This window comes from Sphingomonas sp. UYP23 (genome assembly GCF_054059235.1).
In genome coordinates, this window is sequence record NZ_JBSSBX010000001.1 from 3,975,865 (window position 1) to 3,997,071 (window position 21,207).

Consider the following 21,207-nt stretch of genomic DNA (forward strand, 5'->3'; position numbering starts at 1 on the left):
CGCGGCGTCGTTACGTAATGCTCCGGGGGTGGCTCCCCTCCGGCGCGTCGCGGACGGTAAAATGGAACGCTGCGCCACCTTTCGGGGAGGGCACGGCCCAGATCCGCCCGCCATGGGTTTCCACGATCGTCCGGCAGATCGAAAGCCCGAGGCCCATGCCGTTCTGCTTGCTGCTGGCAAAGGCCTGGAACAGCCGCGGCGCGACCGCCGGATCGATCCCCGGGCCGGTGTCGGCGACGATGATCTCGACCATCTCGGCAGGCGCCGCGCGGACCCGGATGGTCACGTCGCGCATCAGCGACGTCGCGACCGCTTCGACGGCGTTTCGGACCAGATTGACGACGACCTGCTGGATCTGCACGCGGTCGACCAGCGCGTGCGGGGCTTCGCTCTCAAACTCGAAAAACGCGCGGACGCCCCGTTCGCGTGCGCCGACCAGCGCCAGCGCACTCGCCTCCTCGATCAGCGGGCGTAGCGCCACGACGCGCCGGTCGACCTCGCCGCGCGTGACGAAATCGCGCAAGGCACGGACGATGTCGCCCGCCCGCAACGTCTCCTTGGCGGATTGATCGACCGCCTCGCGCAGATAGCCGAGCGTGTCGGCATCGGGCGCGTCGAGCAGATCGCGGCTCGCCTCCATGTAATTGGCGATCGCGGTGAGCGGCTGGTTGAGCTCGTGCGCGAGAGTCGAGGCCATCGTGCCCATCGCGCTCAGGCGCGAGACGTGGATCAGCTCCGACTGGAGCTCCTTCAGCCGCAATTCGCTGCGTTGCTGTTCGGTCAGGTCGCGGATGAAGCCGGTGAAGATGCGGCGGCCCCGACTGCTCGCCTCGCCGACCGCGAGTTCCATCGGGAAGACGCTGCCATCGCGCCGTGCGCCGACCACGACGCGGCCGATCCCGATGATGCGGCGTTCGCCCGTCGTCAGATAGTGGCCGAGATAGCTGTCATGGCGGTCGCGATCGGGGCTGGGCATCAGTGTGCTGACGTTGCGGCCGACCAATTCGGCCTCGGTATAGCCGAACAGCCGCTCGGCGGCGGTGCTGAACGACAGGATCCGGCCGCGCTCGTCGATCACGACCATCGAGTCGGGCACGGTTTCTAGGATCGAGCGGACGTGTTGCTCGCTATCGGCAAGCGCCGCCTCGGCCGCGCGGCGGGCGGTCACATCGTACACGCTTTGGCCATAGCCGAGCAACGCACCCGCCGGGTTGCGCAACGCGACGAGGGTCGAGTCGGCGAGAAATTCGGAACCGTCGCGCCGAATTCGCCACGCTTCCTTGCGTGTCGTCACATGCTCGCATGCCTGCGCCAGATCGGCGGCGGGAGCGCCGCGCTCTGCGTCGGCAGGCGGATAGAATACGGCGAGCGACTGGCCGAGGATCGCGTCGGCGCTCCAGTCGGTGAGGATCTCGGCCCCGCGGTTCCAGCTCGTCACCAGCCCGGCTGGATCGAGGAGGAATTGCGCGCGGTCGGTGGTGCTGTTCACGAACAGCGCAAAGGCATCGGCCAGCGGATCGGTCGCGGTTACCGGAATGTGCCTATCTCCCCTTCGACGAACCGGATTCGCCCGACCACCGCGAAGAAGAATGCGGTCGACCAGCCGAGCAGGATGACACCGTTCGCGCCTTCGATCGCGCCGATGATCCGCCAGCTACGGTCGAGCACGATATCGCCATAGCCTATCGTGGCGTAGGTCGATGTCGAGAAATACAAAGCGCTTTCGAAATCGGGCAGTGCGTGCGTCACGGTATAGAGCGCCGCATAGCTCCAGATCTCGATCGAATGGAGAACGAACAGCCCGATCGCGGCGCTGACGATGCCGAGCCCGTCGCGAACGACGACGCCGCCTTTCGGCTGGCTGCGCGCACGGTGATGACGCAGAACAGTCAGCAACAGCGCGATCCCTATGAGGTGGATGCCGACGGTCAACGCCACCATTCCGGTTGCGACCAGGAGTTCGAGGACGAGGTTCACGCGACAAGTGAAGGTCAGCCGGGCCAGCCGCGCAGTTGGGAAATGTACGTAGCAGGCGTAGCAGGCAAGGATATGCCGATCTCGCCGCACCAGTGCGATCGCGCAAGATCCGCTAGCGGATGTCCTGATAGCCCTTGGTGGCGGGTTTGCCGCGCAGCATGATCGAGGCGTAGTTCGCAAGATAGATGCCGGCGATCTTTGCGAACCCCTGCTTCTGCATCCGCCGGCCCGAGGTCGGCATGACGAAGCGCGGCGAGAACAGAACCTTACCCTGCTGCTTGGCGCGTTTCGCGATGTCGACGTCCTCGCCGTAGAATTCGATCGAGCTGTCGAAGCCGCCCATCTTCTCGAGAACGTGGCGCGGAATAGCAAAATTGCCGCCGACCATCAGATAGCCGGTGATCCCGTAAATCGACCGCGCTGCAACGAACCACGCGGTCGACACGCGGTTGCGCAGCCCGCTCAGGTCGTAAAAGCTGTAGGGGCCTGACAGGCAGGCGAGATCGCGGTTCGCGGCGAACTGCTCCCAGATCTGTTCGATCCACCCCGCCGGTGGATGCGTATCGGCATCGACATAGGCGAGGATATCGCCGGTCGATGCGGTAAAGCCGCGCTGCCGGGCGCGCGTGATGCCCTTGCTCGGCTCGAACACGTATGTGACCGAGGGGTAGCGCTCGACCACGGCCTTGGTGCCGTCGGTGCTGTTGTTATCGACGACGATGATCTCGAACGCCTTGCCCGCGACGTTGCGCATGACCGCGTCGAGACACGCGGGCAGATAGGCCTCCTCGTTATAGGCAGGAATGATGAGGCTGATTGTCGGCGTTCGAACATGGGGTAAGCCGGTCATGTCGGCGCAGGTGCCCGATTCTCGGCTTTAACGCCAGCGCGGATCTCGCGGAACGCGTTGGATTTGGGCAGGGATGGGACATTTTCCGTGCCGACGCGGGCGGCCGGTCGCGGCTTCCCCAGCGTTTGGTGGATCGGCGATTGCCCGATCCCGGTCGGGCAATTATATGATCGATCAGACATTACGGGCCATTGGCTCACGATCGGAGAGCATCTGTGCCGCAAAGTCGTTTGGTTTGGCCGATCGAGGCGACCCTGGGCGAGGGGCCGGCCTGGATCGATGAGGTGCTGTGGTTCGTCGACATCAAGGCGGGAGTGCTGCATCGCTACGATCCCGTAGCCGATGCACGCGACAGCTATGTCGTGGGCGGCGCGCCGAGTTTCGTCGTGCCGACGGTGGACGGCGCGCTGCTCGTCGGCAATCGCGATGGGCTCCATCTTTTCGAGGGCGAAGCGCTTGCGCCCCCGCTCGCGACGGTGTCGATGCCGGCGCATAATCGTACCAACGATGCGACGGTCGATGCGCTCGGGCGCCTCTGGTTCGGAACGATGGATGACGCGGAGTCGCGGGCGAGCGGCGCGGTGTATCTGTTCGACGGCTCCAGCATCAGCGCGGTCGGCGGCGAGTGCACGATCACCAATGGGCCCGCGATCAGTCCCGACGGGCGCCACCTCTATCATGTCGATACGTTGGCCGGGACGATCCACCGCTTCGACATCGCCGCCGACACGCTGTTGCGCGACGGCACGCTGTTCGCGACGATCGCATCCGAGGATGGCAACCCCGATGGCGTGACGGTCGATTCGGAAGGCTGCGTCTGGGTCGGGCTGTGGGGCGGCTGGGAGGCGCGCCGCTATGCGCCCGATGGCGAATTGCTGCTGCGTGTCGCCTTGCCCTGCGCCAATGTCACCAAAATAGCGTTTGGCGGGCCCGATCTGCGCACCGGCTATGTCACCACCGCGCGCGCCGGCCTGTCCGACGCCGCGCTGGCCGAACAGCCGCTCGCCGGCGGCCTGTTCGCGTTCGACGCGCCAGCGCCCGGGCTGCCGCTTGCCGGCGTGCGGATCGCGCGATGAGCTATCGCATCGTCGGCGATTGGGGCACCAGCCGGCTCCGTTTGTTCGGCATCGAAGCGGGCAGCGTCATCGCGCGGGTCGAGGCGGCGGGGATCGGCGCGCTCGAGGACACGCCCGAAGCGACGCTGCGCGCAGCGATCGCACCGTGGCGTGCCGATGGCGATCCGCAGGCCATCACGCTGTGCGGCATGGTCGGCTCGCGCAATGGCTGGATCGAGGTCCCCTATGCGGCGTGCCCGGCCGATGTGGCGGGTTGGGCGGCGGAGGCAGGGCGGATCACGCTCGACGGCGTGCCGGTCACGATCCTGGCGGGGCTCGCCTGTACCGCGCCGTCGGGCGGCCCGGACGTGATGCGCGGCGAGGAGACGCAGCTGTTCGGCGCGATCGCGCGCGATCCCGTGCTGCGCACCGGGCGGCATCGGCTCGCGCTACCGGGGACGCACAGCAAATGGGCGACGATCGAGGACGGGCGGATCATCGCCTTCCAGACCTTCTTCACCGGAGAGCTGTTCGCCCTGCTGCGCGATCGCTCGACGCTGTTGCGCGCCGCGGCCAGGAGCGACTCCGATCCCGCCGCCGAACAGGCGGGTTTCGCGCATGGCCTGATGCGCGCTGGCGATGGCGATCTGCTGCTCGGCGCGCTGTTCGAGGCGCGCAGCGCGCAGCTCATTGATGGCCGGTCGCCCGATTGGGCGGCGGGCTATCTGTCGGGCCTGCTGATCGGCCGCGAGATCGCCGAGCTCGCGCCTGTTCCGGGCGAGACGGTCGGGCTCATAGGGGATCCGGCGCTGTGCGATCGCTACGCCCGCGCGATAGCCGCGCGCGGGATCGATACGAATTTGCTCGACGGCGATGCCTGTGTGCTCGCCGGCCTGGCGCTGATGGAGACGGACCGATGACGATCGACGAATTGCTGGCCGGCGGCGCACCGCCCGTCGTCGCCATCCTGCGCGGGATCCGTCCCGACGAAGCGCTGCCGGTCGCCGAAGCCCTGATCGACGCCGGCGTACGCATCATCGAGGTGCCACTCAATTCGCCCGATCCGTTCACCAGTATTGCCGCGATCCAGCAGGCGTTCGGCGATACGGCTGCGATAGGCGCCGGCACGGTGCTCAACGTCGCTGCGGTCGAAGCACTCGCCGCGACCGGCGGCACGGTGATGGTCACCCCCAATACCGATCCCGCGGTGATCGCCCGCGCGGTCGAGCTCGGGCTCGAGCCGATGCCGGGTTTCGTGACGCCAAGCGAGGCGTTTCGCGCGATCGATGCCGGCGCGCGCCGGATCAAGCTGTTCCCTGCGGTTGCGCTCGGCCCGGACTATCTGAAAGCGATCCGCGAGGTGTTGCCGCGAGATGTTGCGGTGTGGGGCGTCGGTGGCACGGGTGCCGCCAACTTCGCCGACTGGCTCGCGGCCGGGGCGGAAGGGATCGGCGTCGGCGGCGGCGTCTATCGGCCGGGCGACGATGCCGCGGCGGTCGGCGCCAAAGCGCAGGCGCTGGTCGCGGCGTGGCAGGCGACGCGCCGAGCCTTGTGACCGACAGCGCGATGAGCGATCCTGCCGCCATGACACCCCTGCCGCCGCACGATGTCCGCAGCTCGCTTGGCCGCAACCTGACGCACGGGATGCTCGATGCGCTCGGCCGGGCGATCGTCACGGGCGTCTATACGGGCAAGCGCTTCCCGACCGAGGCGGATCTGACGCTGCAGCACGGCGTCAGCCGCTCGGTGACGCGCGAGGCGGTCAAGATGCTCACCGCCAAGGGTCTGCTCTCGGCGCGGCCGCGGCAGGGAACGATCGTCCAGCCCGCCGAATCATGGAACCTGTTCGATCCCGACGTGCTCGGGTGGCTGCTCGACCGGACCTTCTCGCTCGGGCTGTTGCGCCATTTCAACGAACTGCGGATCGCGATCGAGCCGGCTGCGGCGCAGCTGGCGGCCCGCAATGCGGGCGACGCCGGGCGCGCGGCGATCCGTGCCGGCTATGCGCGGATGGTGGCAGCCGAGGCAGGGGAGGACGATCCGCTCGATGCAGACATCGCCTTCCACGTCGCGATCCTGCGCGCCGCGGGCAATCCGTTCTACGCGCAATTCGAGGAGGTCGTGACGACCGCCTTGCGTTCGTCGATTCGCTTCACCAACCGCTTCAAGGGCCGCAGCGCCGATCTGGCGGCGCACGGCGCGGTACTCGCTGCAATCGAGGCGGCGGACGGGATCGCGGCGCACCGCGCTATGCAGCAGATCATCGCCGACGTCCTGGCGCTGATCGTCGAACGCGACCAACACGCTGAGCCATCCCCCGCCTAGGCGTCGCTCGCCGCCGCACCCGCCACGACGCTAGGCCGTGGGCGGCGGGGCTTGGGTACCCGCTCGAGCGCCTCACGCTCGATCTTCTCGAGTTCGGCGAGCGTTTCGGCGATCGCTTCCTGTTGCGCGGCGAGGCGGTCGATCCGCTGCCGACAGCGCCCCGCCAGCGCACGCATCTGTTCGACATGCTGCGGGTCGGCATCGTAGAGGTCGAGGAATTCGACGATGTCGCGCAACGTGAAGCCCAGGCGCTTGCCGCGCAGGATCAGCCGCATCCGTGCGATCTCGCGCCGGGTATAGACCCGTATCGCGCCGACCCGGCACGGCGTGATGAGGCCCTTGTCTTCGTAAAATCGCAATGTTCGCGGCGTGATGTCGAGCATTCGCGCGACTTCGTTGATACCCGTCAGGTCCTGCAACGCGTCTTTCATCCACATCCTCAATCCGGCGGCATCGACCCTGGCCGGACGACCGGCGAGCGACGGACACGCTCCTTTGTCGAATGCGTGCCGATCAACGTCTTGTCGCGAGTGTTGCGGATTTCGTCGCATTGGGGAAGCGCGATGTTGGTGTTGCCTCGGTTCGATGCGACCGAGCGCGGCCGACAAAGGCTTGACTTGTCGATAGACAAATCTACTGCGGGCCGAACTGCCGCATACGTCAACGCGCTCGCGATTAGGGCCGAAACGGAGCGACGATAGAACCGACCGTGCGGGCATATCCAAGCACGGCAAACGACTGCACCGTCGCGATGACGGTGCTTGGAGAGGAAAGACATGTCCCTGTTGCTCATCGGCGCCCTGCTGGCCGGCGCGACCCCCACCGCCGATACCGTGATCGGTCGGTGGAAAACCGAAACCCTCAACGCGATCGTCGAGATCAGCCATTGCGGATCGTCGATCTGCGGCAAGATTGTCACGTCCGACGCGTTACGCGCCAATCCCGCGCTCAAGGACGCCAACAATTCCGACGTCAAGCTGCGCATGCGCCCCGTTCAGGGGATGCTGATGCTGAGCGGCTTCGCGCCCGACAAGGACGGCGTCTGGGCCAACGGCCAAGTTTACAACGCTCAGGACGGCCGCACCTATAGCGGCCGCATCACGCCGCTCGGCAGCGACCAGCTCAAGCTGCGCGGCTGCGTCTTCTTCCCGCTCTGCAAGACGCAGACGTGGACCCGCGTGCGCTGATCGCCCGCGTCTTCTTCCCCTCGAAAAGTACATTCAGGAAATTATCATGGTAATCCGTTGCAAGGCCCCGTTGCTGGCCGCGTCCGCACTCGTATCGACCGTCGGCTTCGCCGGCGTCGCGCATGCCGATGCGTTCTACCTCCAGTCGCAGACCACGGTCGGCGCGGGCCGTTCGTTCTCGGGCGAAGTCGCCGACACCGGGCCGTCGTCGCTCTGGTGGAACCCGGCCGCGATCGCCGGGATCACCGATGCCGAGGTTCAGGTCAGCGCGACCGCGATCCTGCCCAAGGGTGACGTCGTCGACAACGGCACGCTGATCTCGCGTCCCGGCCAGCCCTTCACCGCGATCGGCGGACAGAGCCGCTCGCGCGACCCGATCAACAACGGCGTGCTGCCGAGCGGATCGTTCGCCTATCCGATCAACGACCGGATCGCGGTCGGCCTCGCGGTGACCTCGCCGTTCAGCTTCACCACCGATTACGACGCCAACAGCTGGACGCGCTACAGCGCGGACAAGACGCGGCTGCGCACGATCGATATACAGCCGTCGATCGGTGTGGTCCTGACCGACTGGCTGCGCGTCGGTGGCGCACTCAACGTCGAATATACCGATGCCTATCTTAGCAACGCGCTCCCCAATCTCTCGGCGGCGCTCCCCGATGGCAGCCAGACGCTGAAGGGCGACGGCTGGGACTTCGGCTGGACCGCGGGCGTGCAGCTTCACAACAAGCTCGTCTCGGTCGGCATCAGCTACAAGTCGAGCATCAAGCACACGCTCAAGGGCGATCTGACCGTTGCCGGGCTGGTCGGTCCGCTCGCGTCGCAGAACCGCTCGCTGTCGGGCGTGACTGCGCAGTTCAATACGCCGGGTCAGGTGATTGTCGGTGGCCGCCTGCGCGCGACCGAGGCGCTGACGCTCAATGCGCAGGTCGTCGCGTATAATTGGAGCAAGTTCGACGCGATCCGCCTCGGCGCACCGATCAACGTCGCGCTGCCCGAGAATTATCGCGACAGCTGGAGCCTCGCCGGCGGCTTCGATTACGCCGTCAGCCCCAAGGCGACGGTACGCGCCGGCGTGCAGCGCGCGGTGACGCCGACGCAGGACGGCCTGCGCGACGCGCGCGTGCCCGATTCGAACCGCTGGACCTATTCGGCAGGCGGCAGCTATCGCATGAGCAACCACATGACGATCGATGCCGCGGCGAGCTATGTCGACTTCAAGGACACGACGATCGACCGTGCGACCGCGGCCTATGCCGGCACCGCCGCGCAGACGGTGATCCTGACCAAGGGGCTGCTGCAGAACGCGCATGCCGTCGTGCTGTCGCTCGGCGGGCGCTTCAGCTTCTGATCGCAACCAACGGGGACCTTGCAATCCCCCGGGGCGTCACCATCTCCTTGTCATCGTTCAACAATGGAAAGGAGGTGGTCGAATGTCTCATTGTCTCACGCCGCAGTCGGCACAGGTTTTGGGTTCGGTCTTCCTCGTGGAGGGCGGTCTCGCCTGAATATTTTGCCGGCTTGAGGCCGACAATGGAAAGGCCGTCCCGCAAGGGGCGGCCTTTTGTCTTTGGATCGATGATGCTGGACCTGTTCGATACCCCGATCCTGCCCGGCCTGACCGCGGTCGAAGATTTCGTGTCCGAACTCGAGGCGGCGGCGCTGATCGCGGCGATCGATGCGACGGAGCTGGAACCGTTCCGCTTCCAGGGGTGGCTCGGCAAGCGGGTGACGCACAGTTTCGGCTGGCATTATGATTTCGACACCGGCGGGATGGGAGAGGCTGCGCCGATCCCGGAATGGCTCGATCCGCTTCGCTGCCGCGCGGAAGCGATGGCGGGGTTGGCGGAGGGATCCCTCGTCCAGGCACTGGTGATCCGGTACGATATCGGTGCCGGGATCGGCTGGCACCGGGACCGGCCACACTTCGAGCATGTCGTCGGCATTTCGCTCGGCGCGCCTGCGACGCTGCGCTTCCGCCGCCGGATCGGCGACGGCTTCGAGCGCGCCAAGGCGTCGCTGACCCCACGCGGTGCCTATCATCTGAGCGGCGCGGCGCGGCATGTGTGGGAGCACAGCATCGCTAAAATGGAAGCGCAGCGCTGGTCGATCACCTTTCGCAGCCTGTCCGACAAGGGCAAAGCGTCGATCGCGGCCCGGAGTCGCTAAGGCTGTGGACAAGGCCTGCCCGAAAACTGCTATGCGGGACGCCGTGTCGTCTGCCGAATTCCCATCCCCGCCGCCCGATTTCGTCGTGATCGACGTCGAGACCGCCTGTTCGCGCGCGAGCAGCATCTGCCAGATCGGCATTGTCGGGTTTCGAGATGGTCGCGAAGTCTTCGAGCATGAAACGCTGCTCGATCCCTGCGACGAGTTCAACATCTTCAACACCCGGATCCACGGGATCGCCGCGCACCATGTGGTCGGGCAACCGCGCTTCGGCGACGTCCATGCAATCGTCGAGCGGCATCTCGCCGGGCGGACGACGGTCGCGCATTCGTTCTTCGACAAAAGCGCGCTTGCCGCGGCGTGTCGCCAGCATGATCGGCGGATGATCGAGACGACATGGCTCGACAGCGTCCGCGTCGCCCAGCGCGCCTGGCCCGACCTCGAGAACCACAAGCTCGGTGGCCTCGCGCGCTATCTCGGGATCGAGCATCGCCATCACGACGCGCTGAGCGACGCGCGTGCGGCGGGCTGGGTGATCGTCAAGGCGATCGACCAGACCGGCATCTCGCTCGACCAATGGCTCGCGCCACCGCGCAAGCCTGGGCCGCCACCCACACCGGCAGAAGCGGGGCCGCTGCTCGGCGAGCGGATCGCGATCGTTGGCGAGCCGCGCGATGGGCTTTTGGCGCACCGGCTCGCTTCGCTCGGGGCCAAAGTGATGACTTCGGTAGGTACGAGCACGAACGTCCTCGTCGTCGCCGGGGGGGATCGCTTCACGCGCGCGACGCTGACGAGCCCGGCATATGGCAAGGCCGAGGCGCTGCGCCGCGCGGGCAAACCGATCCGGATCGTGTCGGAACAAACGCTGCTCGCCGCGATCGGCTGATCAGAGCATCGCGAGCGGCGTGCGCGACCGCGGCGGCGGGAAGGCGGCGTCGAGCGCCGCCAGCGTTTCCGCGTCGAGTTCGAGATCGAGCGCAGCGCGATTGTCGCGGACGTGTTCGACGCTGCCCGCCTTGGGGATCGCGATCACATCGTCACGCCGCAGCGTCCAGGCCAGCGCGAGCTGCGCCGGGGTGGCGTCGCGCTCGGCAGCGATCGCCGCCAACGCGCGGTGGGCGAGCAAGCGGCCTTGCTCGACCGGGCTGTACGCCATGACCGGGATACGCCGTGCCGCGAGCCACGGGAACAGATCATGCTCGGGCCCGCGTCGCGTGAGATTGTAGAGGACCTGGTCGGTCGCGCAGCCTTCGCCGCCCGCTTCGATCAGCTCTTCCATATCGTCGGTGTCGAGATTGCTGACGCCCCAGCGCGCGATCAGGCCAGCATCGCGGAGTGCCTCCATTGCCCCGACCGTCTCGGCCAGCGGGACAGAGCCCCGCCAGTGGAGCAGATAGAGATCGAGCCGGTCGGTCCCGAGTCGTTTGAGGCTCGCCTCGCACGCCGCGCGCAGCCGCGCCCGCCCGGCATTCTGCGGATACGCCTTGCTGACGAGGAACACCTGGTCGCGCAGGCCCGCGATCGCTTCGCCAACCAAGGCTTCGGAGTCGCCATCGCCATACATCTCAGCGGTGTCGATCAGCGTCATGCCGAGCGCAATCCCCTCGCGCAAAGCCGCGATCTCGGCGCTGCGTTTCGAACGGTCTTCGCCCATCATCCACGTGCCTTGGCCGAGCGCGGGCACGCTCGTGCCATCGGGAAGGGAAACCTGTTGCATCATCGCTCCTGCCGGCGTGTCAGGACTGCCAGCCCCCGCCAAGGGCTTTGAACACATCGACTTGCCGATCGACCAACAACGCGTTCGAGGCGGCAAGGTTCGCCCGCGCCGTGGTGAGCGCCGCCTGTGCGCTGAGCAGCGACAGGAAGTCGGTCCGCCCAAAGCGGTAGAGCGTGCCCGCCTGGTTGGCGGCGGTGGCGGCACTCGATTGTGCGCGGGCGAGCGCGGCATTGCGATCGGCCTCGCGCGCATAGGCCGACAGCGCGGTTTCGGTCTGGCGCAGCGCCTCGAGGGTAACGGAGTCGAACTGCGCGAGCGCGCCATCGGCGGCGGCACCCGCCTGTGCGATCTGCGCGCGGACGATCGGCCGGTTGGGGAAGCTCCAGCTGATCAGCGGCCCCAGCCCGACATGGAAGGCATCGCCCGAGCCGAACGCCGAGAGCGGCCCGGTCAGCCCGACCGATCCGCCAAGGCTGACCTGCGGATACAAATTCGCGGTCGCCACGCCGATTCGCGCGGTCGCGGCAGCGAGCGAGCGCTCGGCGGCGCGGATATCGGGACGCCGCGCGATAAGGCCGGCGCCATCGCCGATCGGCAGCGGCTTGCGCATCGTCGGTGCGGTCGCGCAGCTTGCCACGTCCTTCGGATAGTCGGCCGGCGCGCGGCCCATGAGCGTGGCGAGCCGGTATAATGCGGCGGTGCGCGTCGCGATCGTCGAGGGGACCAGCGCGGCGCTCTGATCGACGGCGCTCTGCGCACGCGTTACGTCGAACGCGGTGCCGCGCCCGCCGCGCTGGAGCCGCTGGGTCACGCCGAGCGTCTGGCGCTGGAGCGCGAGGACGCGGTTGTTGGCGGCGAGGACCATGTTGGCGGTGCAAGCGGCGGCATAACTGCGCGCAATCTCGGCGGCGACCGTCACGCGGACATTGTCGCGTGCGGCGGCGACGGCCTCGGCATCGCCCTGCGCAGCCTCGATCCCGCGACGAATCCGGCCCGACAGATCGAGCGGGTAAGCCAGCGACAGCCCGACATCGTACCCCACCGTCCCCGGCAGCGATCCGCCGGTGCCATAGGGCAGCGACAGCGTCGCGCTGCCGCCAAGCGAAGTCGACAGCGCCCGCCCCGCCGCCACTTCCGCCACGACGGCATCGGCACGGCGCAGATTAGCGTCGGCGACGCGCAGATCGGCATTCGCGGCGAGCCCCTCGGCGACGAACCCATCGAGCCGCACATCGCCGTACAGCTGCCACCAATGATCGGGCAGCGGCACGTCGGCGAAGCGCTTTTCCTTGCCGCTGTCGAACGCGCCCTGCGCGCTCGGCCGGTTGACCACGGCTGGATCAGGCAGCGTGTAGTTCGGTCCGGCGGTGGTGCAGCCCGCCAGCAGCAGCGCGCCCGCACCCGCGAAAAGGCCGCGTCTCACGTGCGCACCTTCGGCGCCTGCGGGACGACCGTCACGGTCGCACTGCGCCCGACGATCAGCGCGACGCCCTGCGGCACCGCGACCAGCTTGACGCGGACCGGGATACGCTGCGCGAGACGAACCCAGGTGAAGGTCGGGTTGACGGTCGGCAACTGGTTGGCGCTGACGCTGCGCTCATTGTCGCTGATGCCGGCGGCAATGCTGTCGACTCGGCCTTTCAGGGCGCGCGGCTCGCCCATCAGATGGACGACCACGGGATCGCCGAGATGAATGCTGCCGAGCTTGGTTTCCTCGAAATAGCCCTCGACGCGGATCGAGTCGGCATCGACCAAGGCCATCGCCTGCGCGCCCGCCGCGATATAGTCGCCCGGATGCAGATCGAGATTGGTCACTGTACCGTTGACGCTCGCGCGCACCGTGGTCCGCGCCAGATTGAGCGCGGCGGTAGACCGCGCACTCTGCGCCTGCGCCAGCGCCGCGCTGGCGGTCGCGACGCGCGCGACGTTTTGCTCGTGCGTTTCCTTGGCGACCAGATCGCCGAGCGCCAAATCGCGCTGCGCCTCGCGTCGTGCCTGGAGCAATGTCGCGCGGGCACTCTGGATCGCCGCGTCGGATTGCGCGAGCGTCAGCTCGAAGCGCGGGCGATCGACCACGAACAGGATGTCGCCCGCGTTGACCCGCTGATTGTCATGCACCGCGACCTGCGTGATCAGCCCGCCGACATCGGGCGTAATGCGGACGACATCCGCGCGGATATGCCCATCGCGCGTCCACGGATCGGTCTCGTAGCGATGCCACAGCCAGATGGCGACGAGGATCGCGAGCAGGACGATCACGATTGTCACGGCGGAACGGCCAAGCGGGGCGAGCAGCGATTTCATAGCGAGGGTCCGGTCAGCAAGGACAAGAGTCCGAGGAGAAGGAAGAACAGGGCAAGATCGACGAGCGGGCGGTAGGCGATGAAGCGATAGGCGCCGAATGCCGTCAGCAGCCGCGTCACCACGCCGGTCAGCACCAGGGCCGCGACCGCCAGCAGCAGGATCGTCGGGACGAACACCCCGCCGATCGAGATTTCGCCGATCATGCTGCGACTCCATACGCCGGCGCGCCAGGGAACAGGTTGCGGCGCAAGGACGTCAAGGCCAGCACTCCGGCGCGCGCGCGGGCGGGTTCGGAACTGCCGGCCAAGCTTCCGATCGCGCTGTCGAGATCGGCGAGGAGCAGCGGTTCGGGCGGGGCCGGGCGGTCGGGCCGCAAGGCGCGATAATGCGCGCCGACGCCCAGCAACACCGGCGTGATGTTCGCCGCATCGTCCGGCGTGCCGTCGAGCCGCAACTGGCGCAATTCGCCGATCGCGACGCCGACGCGCAGGTCGCTCAAGGCATCGAGCAAAGGCTTGCCCGGATCCTTGTCCTGCAGCGCGAGGCGCGGCGCGAGCAGGCCGATCCGATCGAGCATCCGCGCGACCCAGCCAGCGGCGTCGGGCGGTCCCTTCGCGTTGCTGCGCTGGGCCAACTCGCGCCAGCCTGCGCGGATCAACCGGCGCGCGGCGGTGTCGGCACCGATCGTCTGGAACAGCCCGACGGTGACGACCGCGAAGATCGTGCCGATCAGCTGCGAGATGCCGCCATTGACGAAGGAGTCGAAGCTCCCGCCGTAGCGATCGTTGAGGCCGACCGTGTTGATCCCGCCGAGCAACGCGCCGAGCGTGACCAGGGTCGTGCGCGGACGCGACAGGAACACTCCGCCGATGAGCATCGCGGGCGCGAGCACGGCGATCAGCGTCACGAAATCGGTAACGCGCGGCAGGATCGCAAAGGCGTAGATCGCCGCCACGGTCAGGCCGAGGATCGTGCCGTAAAAGAACGCCATGATCGAAGGTGCGGGATCATCGCTATTGCCGAACAGCGCGCAACACACCCCCGCGATCAGCACGGCGCCCGCACCATCGGCCCAGCCAGTGCCGATCCAGAACAGGCAGCCGATGAGGATCGTTGCGACCGTTCCGGCCGCCGCGCGCAGCGCGATCCCGCGATCGCGGTGGAGTGGGCGCCGCGCGGTCCGCGCCAACAGTCTTGCAACACCAGGGTTGAGCGGCGCCCGCAACGGAGAGCGCATCTGATCGAGCAGGTCGCGCGCGTTGCGGTGCGCGTCGATCAATTCGGCCAGCCGCGCGAGCAGGCTGAGGCGCAGCGCATCGCGCCATAGCAATGGTTCGGCGACCGACGGCTCGAGCGCGCGCGCGCGCGCGATCAACGCGTCGGCAGCGGCGTTGCGTTCCGCCATCGGCGGCGCCGCCGCGAGCCAGGAGCGAACGTCCTCGATCAGCGCAAGCGCCTCGGGACGCGGCGCGTCGGCACCGCGCAGCAATTCGCGGATCCGGTCGTCGACTGCGCTGGCGAGCGGCAACAGCATCGACAGCTCGGCCTGCAACGCGCGGAGCGTGCGGACGCGCGGCTGGAGCCGAGCGGTGTCGAACGGCAGATGAATCGAGAGCTGGTGCAGCTCGTTGATATCGAGCGCGAGCCGCCGCCGGTCGCGGTCGAGCCGGCTGTCGGCCAACCCCGCGAGCGAATCGCGCGACCAGCGTTCGGCATCGGCAAGGATCGCATTGACCCGCGAGAGCAGCGTCGCGGTGACGGTCTGCGGGAAGACGAAGCCGTGAATCAAGGCGCCGCACAGGATTCCGATTGTGATCTCCTGAACGCGGAGCACCGCCGTGGTGAAAATCGCGTCGGGGGCCGCTACCGAGGGAAAGCCGATGATGCTCGCCGTATAGCCGGCGAGCAGGAAGACATAGGCGCGCGGCGTGCGGTCGAGCAGCGAGATATAGAGACAGACGCCGAGCCAAAGCGCCAACCCGAGCGAGAGCAGTTCGGGCGCGTTGACGAGGTTGGGCACGAGCACGACCGCGGCGGCTGCACCCAACACCGTCCCCATCACGCGGAACGCCGCCTTGGACAGCGCGGCACCCGCCAGCGGTTGGGCGACGATGTACGAGGTCGTCACCGCCCAATACGGACGGGTGAGGCCAATTCGCAGCGCGATGTAATAAGCGAGCACCGCCGCGATCAGACATTTGACCGAGAACAGCGCTTCCTTCCAGCCGAAGCGATCCCGCATCATCGGCTGCGCTTCCGGGTAAAACGCCCCTCAAGCTGCTCCGCGACCCGCAGCGCGGTGGCGAGATCGGCATCGGGGACGTCGGCGAGCATCTCGCGCCGCAAAGCCTCGAACGCCGCTTCGATTTTCGCAACCAGCGCGCGCCCGCGCTCGGTGAGGCGCACGCGGCTGACGCGTGCATCGACTTCGTCGCGCTGACGATCGACGAGTTCAGCTGCGACGAGTTGGTCGATCACGCGGACGAGGGATGCGGCGGAAACGTCGAGCTGTGCGGCGAGGTCGGTCTGTCGTACATCGTCGCCGAGGCGCCCGACTTGGACGATCGTCCATCCACCCGAGGCCGACAGACCAAGCCCGCTCAACGCACGATCGGCCGACTGCCGCCACATACGCGCGAGCGGCAGGAGGGTGCGCGCGTACGCGGCTTCGACGTGAGATCGTTCGGACATCATTAGCGTGCTAAGTAATGATGCATGGCGCAATCGCAACCCTCGAGGACGGAATGCGACGGCAACGAAACGAAAACGCTTTGGGTCCGCGATGGGCGGAATTTTACGCGTCGACGCTTAGGCGCTCCGGTGGTCGACCTTTCTCCCGGGCTTGCGACTGCGCCTTGCCATCGGGGCTCGCGATCGATCGGCGATTTCACGCCCGTCGGCGCGGGGTACCCGCGCCGTCTCGCGGGCGCGGCGCCCCCGCGGGATCAGCTTCGCGCGGCTTGCCAACCGCCCCCCAGCGCGCGGAACAGGTCGATCTGGGCGTCGGCGATCCGCGCGTCGGCAGACGCCAGCTCGGCGTCGCTATCGGCAAAGGTCCGCTCGGCATCGAGGACTTCGAGAAAGTCGATCGTCCCCTCACGCTGACGCGCGCGCGTGATCCGCGCAGCGGTTCCGGCGTTGTCGCGTGCCGATTGCAGCTGAGTGCGTCGGTCGAGTTCGCGCGCATAGGTCGAGAGCGCGGTTTCGGTCTCTTCGAGCGCGGTCAGCACGCTGCCGTCGAAGGTCGCAAGTGCGCCGCGCGTCTCGGCCTTGGCGCCCGCGATTTTCGCGCGCGCCGCCGACTGGTTGAGCGACCAGTTGAGCAACGGGCCGAGGAGCCAGCGCACCGGGCCACCGGTGAAGATGTCGCCAACGGTGGTCGCGGTCGACCCGATCGATGCGCCGAGCGAGATTTGCGGATAGAGTTGCGAGGTTTGCACCCCGATCCGCGCAGTCGCCGCGGCGAGGAGGCGTTCGGCGGCGCGGACGTCGGGCCGACGTCCGAGCAATGCCGCCCCGTCGCCGACCGGGATCGGCTGGTCGAGCCGCGGCGTGGTGGCGCGCGCGCCGGCGGTCGCCGGAAGGTCGCGCGGCGTGCGGCCGGTGAGCGTCGCCAGGCGGAACAGCGCGGCCTGGCGCTCGCTCTCGATCTGCGGAATGAGCGCGGCGCGCTGATCGCGGAGGGCGGCGATGCGGACCTGGTCGAGCTTCGTCGCGCGTCCAGCCTCGACGCGCTTGCCGGTCAGCGTGGTGGACTTTTCGAGCAGATCGACGATTCGCCGCGCGACCGCGAGCCGCTCGGCCGAGGAGGCGGCATCGACATAGGCGCGCGTGGTCGCCGCGACGATCGACACGCGCACCGCATCGGCATCGGCCTGCGCCGCCCCCACATCCCCGCGCGCTGCCTCGACGTTGCGGCGGACGCGGCCCGACAGATCGAGTTCGTAGCTGACGTCGAGCCCGACATCGTAGGTTGCGCGCTCGCGTGCAAAGCCCGGCAAGCTCTGCAACTGTGATGCCCGCGCGTAATTGCCGCTCGCGCCAAGATCGATCTGTGGCTCGCGGTCGGTCTTGGCCCCGCGCAGCGAGGCGCGTGCCGTGTCGAGCCGCGCGACCGCGACGCGCAGGTCGGTGTTCGCCGCAAGCGCATCGATGACGAGGCCATCGAGCACGGGATCGCGGTACATCCGCCACCAGGTCTGGTCGGCATCGGCGGTGACCGTCGCCGCATTCGCCGTGACGAACGGCGCAGCGGCGGTCGGTGGGGGCAGCGGGGCGACGTAGGTGGGCCCGGCGGCGCAAGCAGAGAGCGCGAGCGCAGAGAGGCTGGTGAGCAGGACGGTTTTCATGGATCGTTCCTATTCGGCTGGCTGCAGCGCAGGCGCGGCAGCGGGGCCAGAGGTCGCATCGGGCGCCGGGCGGCGGCGTTCGAGCCGCTGCGCCAGCGCGCGCGCGACGACGTAGAAGGTGGGGGTGAAGAGCAGCCCGAAGCCGGTCACGCCGATCATCCCGAAGAACACCGCGGTGCCGAGCGCTTGGCGGAGTTCGGCGCCAGCCCCTTCGGCGATCACCAGCGGCACTGCGCCGAGGATGAAGGCGAAGCTCGTCATCAGGATCGGCCGCAACCGGTCCGTGGCGGCGCGCACTGCCGCTTCGATCGGCGACAGGCCATCCTCTTCCTCGGCCTGCTTGGCGAACTCGACCACGAGGATCGCGTTCTTGGCGGCAAGCGCGATCAGCACGACCAGCCCGATCTGCGTCAGGACGTTATTGTCCATCCCGCGCAGGTTCACGCCCGTCATCGCGGCGAGCAGGCACATCGGCACGATCAGAATGATCGCGAGCGGCAGCGTCAGGCTCTCATATTGCGCAGCAAGGACGAGGAAGACGAACAGCACCGCCATGCCGAAGACGAGCCCTGCCGTGCTGCCAGCCGATTTCTGCTGGAAGGCGATGCCGGTCCATTCATGCGCATACCCGGTCGGCAGGGCGGTGTCGGCGAGCTTCTCCATCGCGACGAGCGACTGGCCCGACGAACTGCCTTTGGCGGTGTCGCCATCGACCTCGACTGCCGGGAACAGATTGTAGCGCACGACGCGATACGGCCCAGTCTTGTCGCGGAAGGTCGAGACCGCGCCGATCGGCACCATCTGCCCGGTGTTCGACCGCGTCTTCAGATTGGCGATATCGGCGGTGGTGTTGCGGAACGGCGCATCGGCCTGTGCGGTGACGCGGTAGGTGCGGCCAAGCAGGTTGAAGTCGTTGACGAACGCCGAGCCGAGATAGACCTGCAGCGCCTCGAACACGCGCTCCGGCGGAACACCCAGCATGTTCGCCTTGGTGCGATCGACATCGGCGAAGATGCGCGGCGTGGCGGTGTCGAAGAAGGTATAGACCTGCGCCAGCCCCTTGGTCTGGTTCGCCTGGCCGATCAGGCCGTAGGCGGTCTTGCTCATCTCCTGATAGCCGTGGCCCTGCAGGTCCTGCACCATCAGGCGATAGCCACCGGCCGAGCCGATCCCCTGGATCAGCGGCGGCGGCACGATCAGCAGGCGCGCCTCGTTGATGTCGGCGGTGGCCTTCTGCGCCTCGCCCATGATCGAGGCGAGCGTCACGCCGAGCTTGCGGCGTTCTTCGAAACTCTTGAGCGGGATGTAGGCCGCCGCGCTGTTGGGCGCGAGCGTCTGCGATGGGCCGTCGAACCCGGCGAGCATCACCGCGCCCTTGACCCCGGCGAGCGGCAGGATGCGCTTGGCGACCTTCTGCATCACCGCATCGGTGCGATCGACCGCCGAGCCCGGCGGTAGCTGGATGATCGTCAGGAAGTAGCCCTGATCCTGCGCGGGAACGAAACCCGACGGCGTGATCGTGAAGACGACGGCGGTCAGCGCGATCAGGGCGCCGTACGCCAGCATCATTTTCCGCGGGGCACTGACGAGGCGCAGCGTCATGCGGCCATAGGCCTCGCTCATCCGCTCGAACCCGCGATTGAAGGCGTCGCCCGCGCGACGGACGAGGCGTGTCAGGCGCCAGCCCGAATCCGCCGGGGTATGCGGCTTGAGCAGCATCGCCGCGAGCGCGGGCGACAGCGTCAGCGAGAGCAGCAGCGAGATGATCGTCGCGGTCGAGATCGTCACCGCGAACTGGCGGTAGAAGGCGCCCGACAGGCCCGTGAGGAACACGGTCGGAATGAACACCGCGCAGAGCACGAGCACGATCGCGACGAGCGCACCCGACACCTCGTCCATCGATTTCCGCGCCGCCTCGAGCGGGGAGAGCCCGTGTTCGAGGTTGCGCTCGACATTCTCGACCACGACGATCGCGTCATCGACGACGATGCCGATCGCGAGCACCAGACCGAACAGCGAGAGGTTGTTGAGCGAGTAGCCGACCGCCGCGAGCACCGCGAAGGTGCCGATCAGCGAGACCGGGATCGCGACGATCGGGATGATCGCCGCGCGCCATTTCTGGAGGAAGACGAGGATGACGAGCACGACGAGGATCATCGCTTCGATCAGCGTATGCTTCACCGCGTCGATCGACTGGGCGATGAATTCGGTCGGGTTGTAGATGACCTTGTAGGCGAGCCCCTTTGGGAACTTCTTCGACATCGTCTCCATCTCGGCCGACACCGCCTGCGCGGCGGCGAGCGCGTTCGAGCCGGGGCGCTGGAAGACGGCGGCGATGACGGTCGGCTTGCCGCTGAGATAGGTGTTGGCGCCATAATCCTGCGCGCCGAGTTCCACGCGGGCGACGTCGGAGACCTTGACCTGGCGGCCGTCCTTGTCGGTGCGGATCACCACGTCGGCGAACTGCTTGGGGTCGGTGAGGCGGCCCTGCGTCTCGACGTTGAGCTGGAAGGCCCCAGAACCGCTTGGGCCGGTGGCGTAAGGCGGCTGGCCGAGCGTGCCCGCTGCGACCTGGACGTTCTGGACGCGAAGCGCCGCGACGATCTCGCCCGCAGTGAGGTCGAGCGCAGCGGCACGACCGGGGTCGATCCACACGCGCATCGAATAGTCGCGCGCGCCGAACAGCTGCACGTCGCCGACGCCGTCGATGCGGCTGAGGCGGTCGCGCACCTGCGTCAGCGCGTAATTGGAGATGTAGCCGCGATCGAGCGAATTGTCGGGCGAGACCAGATTGACGACCATCAGGAAGTCGGGGCTGGTTTTCCGCGTCACGACGCCAAGCCGCTGCACGTCCTCGGGCAGCCGCGGTACGGCCACCGCGACGCGGTTCTGCACCAGCACCTGCGCGGCATCGAGGTTGGTACCGATCTTGAAGGTGACGGTGATCGTCACCTTGCCGTCGCCGGTCGATTGCGACGACTGGTACAGCATGTTGTCGACGCCGTTGATTTCCTGTTCGATCGGCGCGGCGACGGTTTCGGCGACCGTCTCGGCCGAGGCGCCGGGATAGGTCGCGCTGACCGTCACGGTCGGCGGGACGATGTCGGGATATTGCGACACCGGCAGGCTGAAATAGGCGATCAGCCCGACGATGCTGATGATAACCGCGATGACCCCGGCGAAGATCGGCCGGGTGATGAAGAAGCGCGAGAAGCGCATGATGCATGTCCTTGGACGGCGCCCACGACCTGACCTTCCCCGGCAAAAGGCCGTG

General features: G+C 67.6%; 20 protein-coding genes. 8 read left to right on the plus strand and 12 right to left on the minus strand.

Features of this window, described 5'->3' with window-relative positions; genetic code table 11:
- Positions 1-10 precede the first annotated feature (10 nt).
- From ACVWYO_RS19585 to ACVWYO_RS19595, 3 genes are all read right to left on the minus strand, one after another.
- Positions 11-1,495: a PAS domain S-box protein gene (locus tag ACVWYO_RS19585; RefSeq protein ID WP_457355063.1), complete on the minus strand. Its 1,485-nt coding sequence runs from the start codon at positions 1,493-1,495 to the stop codon at positions 11-13.
- A gap of 32 nt (positions 1,496-1,527) precedes the next feature.
- Entirely contained in the window at positions 1,528-1,977 is a 450-nt protein-coding gene (locus ACVWYO_RS19590) for an ion channel (RefSeq protein WP_457353661.1), read from the minus strand.
- A 112-nt stretch (positions 1,978-2,089) separates the two neighbouring features.
- Complete coding sequence (locus ACVWYO_RS19595; RefSeq protein ID WP_457353663.1) at positions 2,090-2,827, minus strand: glycosyltransferase family 2 protein; 738 nt, start codon at positions 2,825-2,827, stop codon at positions 2,090-2,092.
- Positions 2,828-3,042: 215 nt separating this feature from the next.
- Between ACVWYO_RS19595 and ACVWYO_RS19600 the strand changes: the two genes are divergently transcribed.
- The 4 genes from ACVWYO_RS19600 to ACVWYO_RS19615 are packed head-to-tail and all read left to right on the plus strand — an operon-like array spanning position 3,043 to position 6,207.
- Positions 3,043-3,903, plus strand: coding sequence for an SMP-30/gluconolactonase/LRE family protein (locus ACVWYO_RS19600; protein WP_457353665.1), 861 nt, complete (start codon positions 3,043-3,045; stop codon positions 3,901-3,903).
- On the plus strand, positions 3,900-4,802 hold the full coding sequence (locus ACVWYO_RS19605; protein ID WP_457353667.1) for a 2-dehydro-3-deoxygalactonokinase: 903 nt from the start codon (positions 3,900-3,902) through the stop codon (positions 4,800-4,802). The genes ACVWYO_RS19600 and ACVWYO_RS19605 overlap by 4 nt, the downstream gene beginning before the upstream one ends.
- Complete coding sequence (locus tag ACVWYO_RS19610; RefSeq protein WP_457353669.1) at positions 4,799-5,437, plus strand: 2-dehydro-3-deoxy-6-phosphogalactonate aldolase; 639 nt, start codon at positions 4,799-4,801, stop codon at positions 5,435-5,437. Before ACVWYO_RS19605 ends, ACVWYO_RS19610 begins: the two co-directional genes overlap by 4 nt.
- A 29-nt stretch (positions 5,438-5,466) precedes the next feature.
- The gene (locus tag ACVWYO_RS19615) at positions 5,467-6,207 is read left to right on the plus strand and encodes a FadR/GntR family transcriptional regulator (RefSeq protein ID WP_457353671.1); all 741 of its coding nucleotides are present in this window, start codon (positions 5,467-5,469) and stop codon (positions 6,205-6,207) included.
- Here the strand turns inward: ACVWYO_RS19615 and ACVWYO_RS19620 are convergent.
- Positions 6,204-6,638, minus strand: a complete 435-nt coding sequence (locus tag ACVWYO_RS19620) for a MerR family transcriptional regulator (RefSeq protein WP_457353673.1) — start codon at positions 6,636-6,638, stop codon at positions 6,204-6,206. The genes ACVWYO_RS19615 and ACVWYO_RS19620 overlap by 4 nt on opposite strands.
- A 345-nt stretch (positions 6,639-6,983) precedes the next feature.
- Here ACVWYO_RS19620 and ACVWYO_RS19625 point away from each other — a divergent pair, with 345 nt between their 5' ends.
- The 4 genes from ACVWYO_RS19625 to ACVWYO_RS19640 all read left to right on the plus strand — a co-directional run bounded on the left by ACVWYO_RS19625 (position 6,984) and on the right by ACVWYO_RS19640 (position 10,449).
- Complete coding sequence (locus ACVWYO_RS19625; RefSeq protein WP_457353675.1) at positions 6,984-7,394, plus strand: DUF2147 domain-containing protein; 411 nt, start codon at positions 6,984-6,986, stop codon at positions 7,392-7,394.
- Between the two features lie 46 nt (positions 7,395-7,440).
- Positions 7,441-8,745: an OmpP1/FadL family transporter gene (locus ACVWYO_RS19630; RefSeq protein ID WP_457353677.1), complete on the plus strand. Its 1,305-nt coding sequence runs from the start codon at positions 7,441-7,443 to the stop codon at positions 8,743-8,745.
- A gap of 227 nt (positions 8,746-8,972) precedes the next feature.
- Positions 8,973-9,563, plus strand: coding sequence for an alpha-ketoglutarate-dependent dioxygenase AlkB (locus ACVWYO_RS19635; RefSeq protein WP_457355065.1), 591 nt, complete (start codon positions 8,973-8,975; stop codon positions 9,561-9,563).
- A 31-nt stretch (positions 9,564-9,594) separates the two neighbouring features.
- Positions 9,595-10,449: an exonuclease domain-containing protein gene (locus tag ACVWYO_RS19640; protein WP_457353679.1), complete on the plus strand. Its 855-nt coding sequence runs from the start codon at positions 9,595-9,597 to the stop codon at positions 10,447-10,449.
- Here the strand turns inward: ACVWYO_RS19640 and ACVWYO_RS19645 are convergent, their stop codons facing one another.
- From ACVWYO_RS19645 to ACVWYO_RS19680, 8 genes are all read right to left on the minus strand, one after another.
- The gene (locus ACVWYO_RS19645; RefSeq protein WP_457353681.1) at positions 10,450-11,280 is read right to left on the minus strand and encodes an aldo/keto reductase; all 831 of its coding nucleotides are present in this window, start codon (positions 11,278-11,280) and stop codon (positions 10,450-10,452) included. It lies immediately after the preceding gene.
- A gap of 19 nt (positions 11,281-11,299) precedes the next feature.
- Positions 11,300-12,703, minus strand: coding sequence for an efflux transporter outer membrane subunit (locus tag ACVWYO_RS19650; RefSeq protein ID WP_457353683.1), 1,404 nt, complete (start codon positions 12,701-12,703; stop codon positions 11,300-11,302).
- On the minus strand, positions 12,700-13,584 hold the full coding sequence (locus ACVWYO_RS19655) for an efflux RND transporter periplasmic adaptor subunit (RefSeq protein ID WP_457353685.1): 885 nt from the start codon (positions 13,582-13,584) through the stop codon (positions 12,700-12,702). The genes ACVWYO_RS19650 and ACVWYO_RS19655 overlap by 4 nt, the downstream gene beginning before the upstream one ends.
- Complete coding sequence (locus ACVWYO_RS19660) at positions 13,581-13,787, minus strand: DUF1656 domain-containing protein (RefSeq protein WP_457353687.1); 207 nt, start codon at positions 13,785-13,787, stop codon at positions 13,581-13,583. Before ACVWYO_RS19660 ends, ACVWYO_RS19655 begins: the two co-directional genes overlap by 4 nt.
- The gene (locus tag ACVWYO_RS19665; protein WP_457353689.1) at positions 13,784-15,829 is read right to left on the minus strand and encodes an FUSC family protein; all 2,046 of its coding nucleotides are present in this window, start codon (positions 15,827-15,829) and stop codon (positions 13,784-13,786) included. The genes ACVWYO_RS19660 and ACVWYO_RS19665 overlap by 4 nt, the downstream gene beginning before the upstream one ends.
- Positions 15,826-16,275, minus strand: a complete 450-nt coding sequence (locus ACVWYO_RS19670) for a MarR family winged helix-turn-helix transcriptional regulator (protein ID WP_457353691.1) — start codon at positions 16,273-16,275, stop codon at positions 15,826-15,828. Before ACVWYO_RS19670 ends, ACVWYO_RS19665 begins: the two co-directional genes overlap by 4 nt.
- A 254-nt stretch (positions 16,276-16,529) precedes the next feature.
- A complete protein-coding gene (locus tag ACVWYO_RS19675; RefSeq protein ID WP_457353693.1) occupies positions 16,530-17,933 on the minus strand; it encodes an efflux transporter outer membrane subunit in 1,404 nt (467 codons plus the stop codon).
- A 9-nt stretch (positions 17,934-17,942) separates the two neighbouring features.
- On the minus strand, positions 17,943-21,152 hold the full coding sequence (locus ACVWYO_RS19680; protein ID WP_457353695.1) for an efflux RND transporter permease subunit: 3,210 nt from the start codon (positions 21,150-21,152) through the stop codon (positions 17,943-17,945).
- Positions 21,153-21,207: the final 55 nt, after the last annotated feature.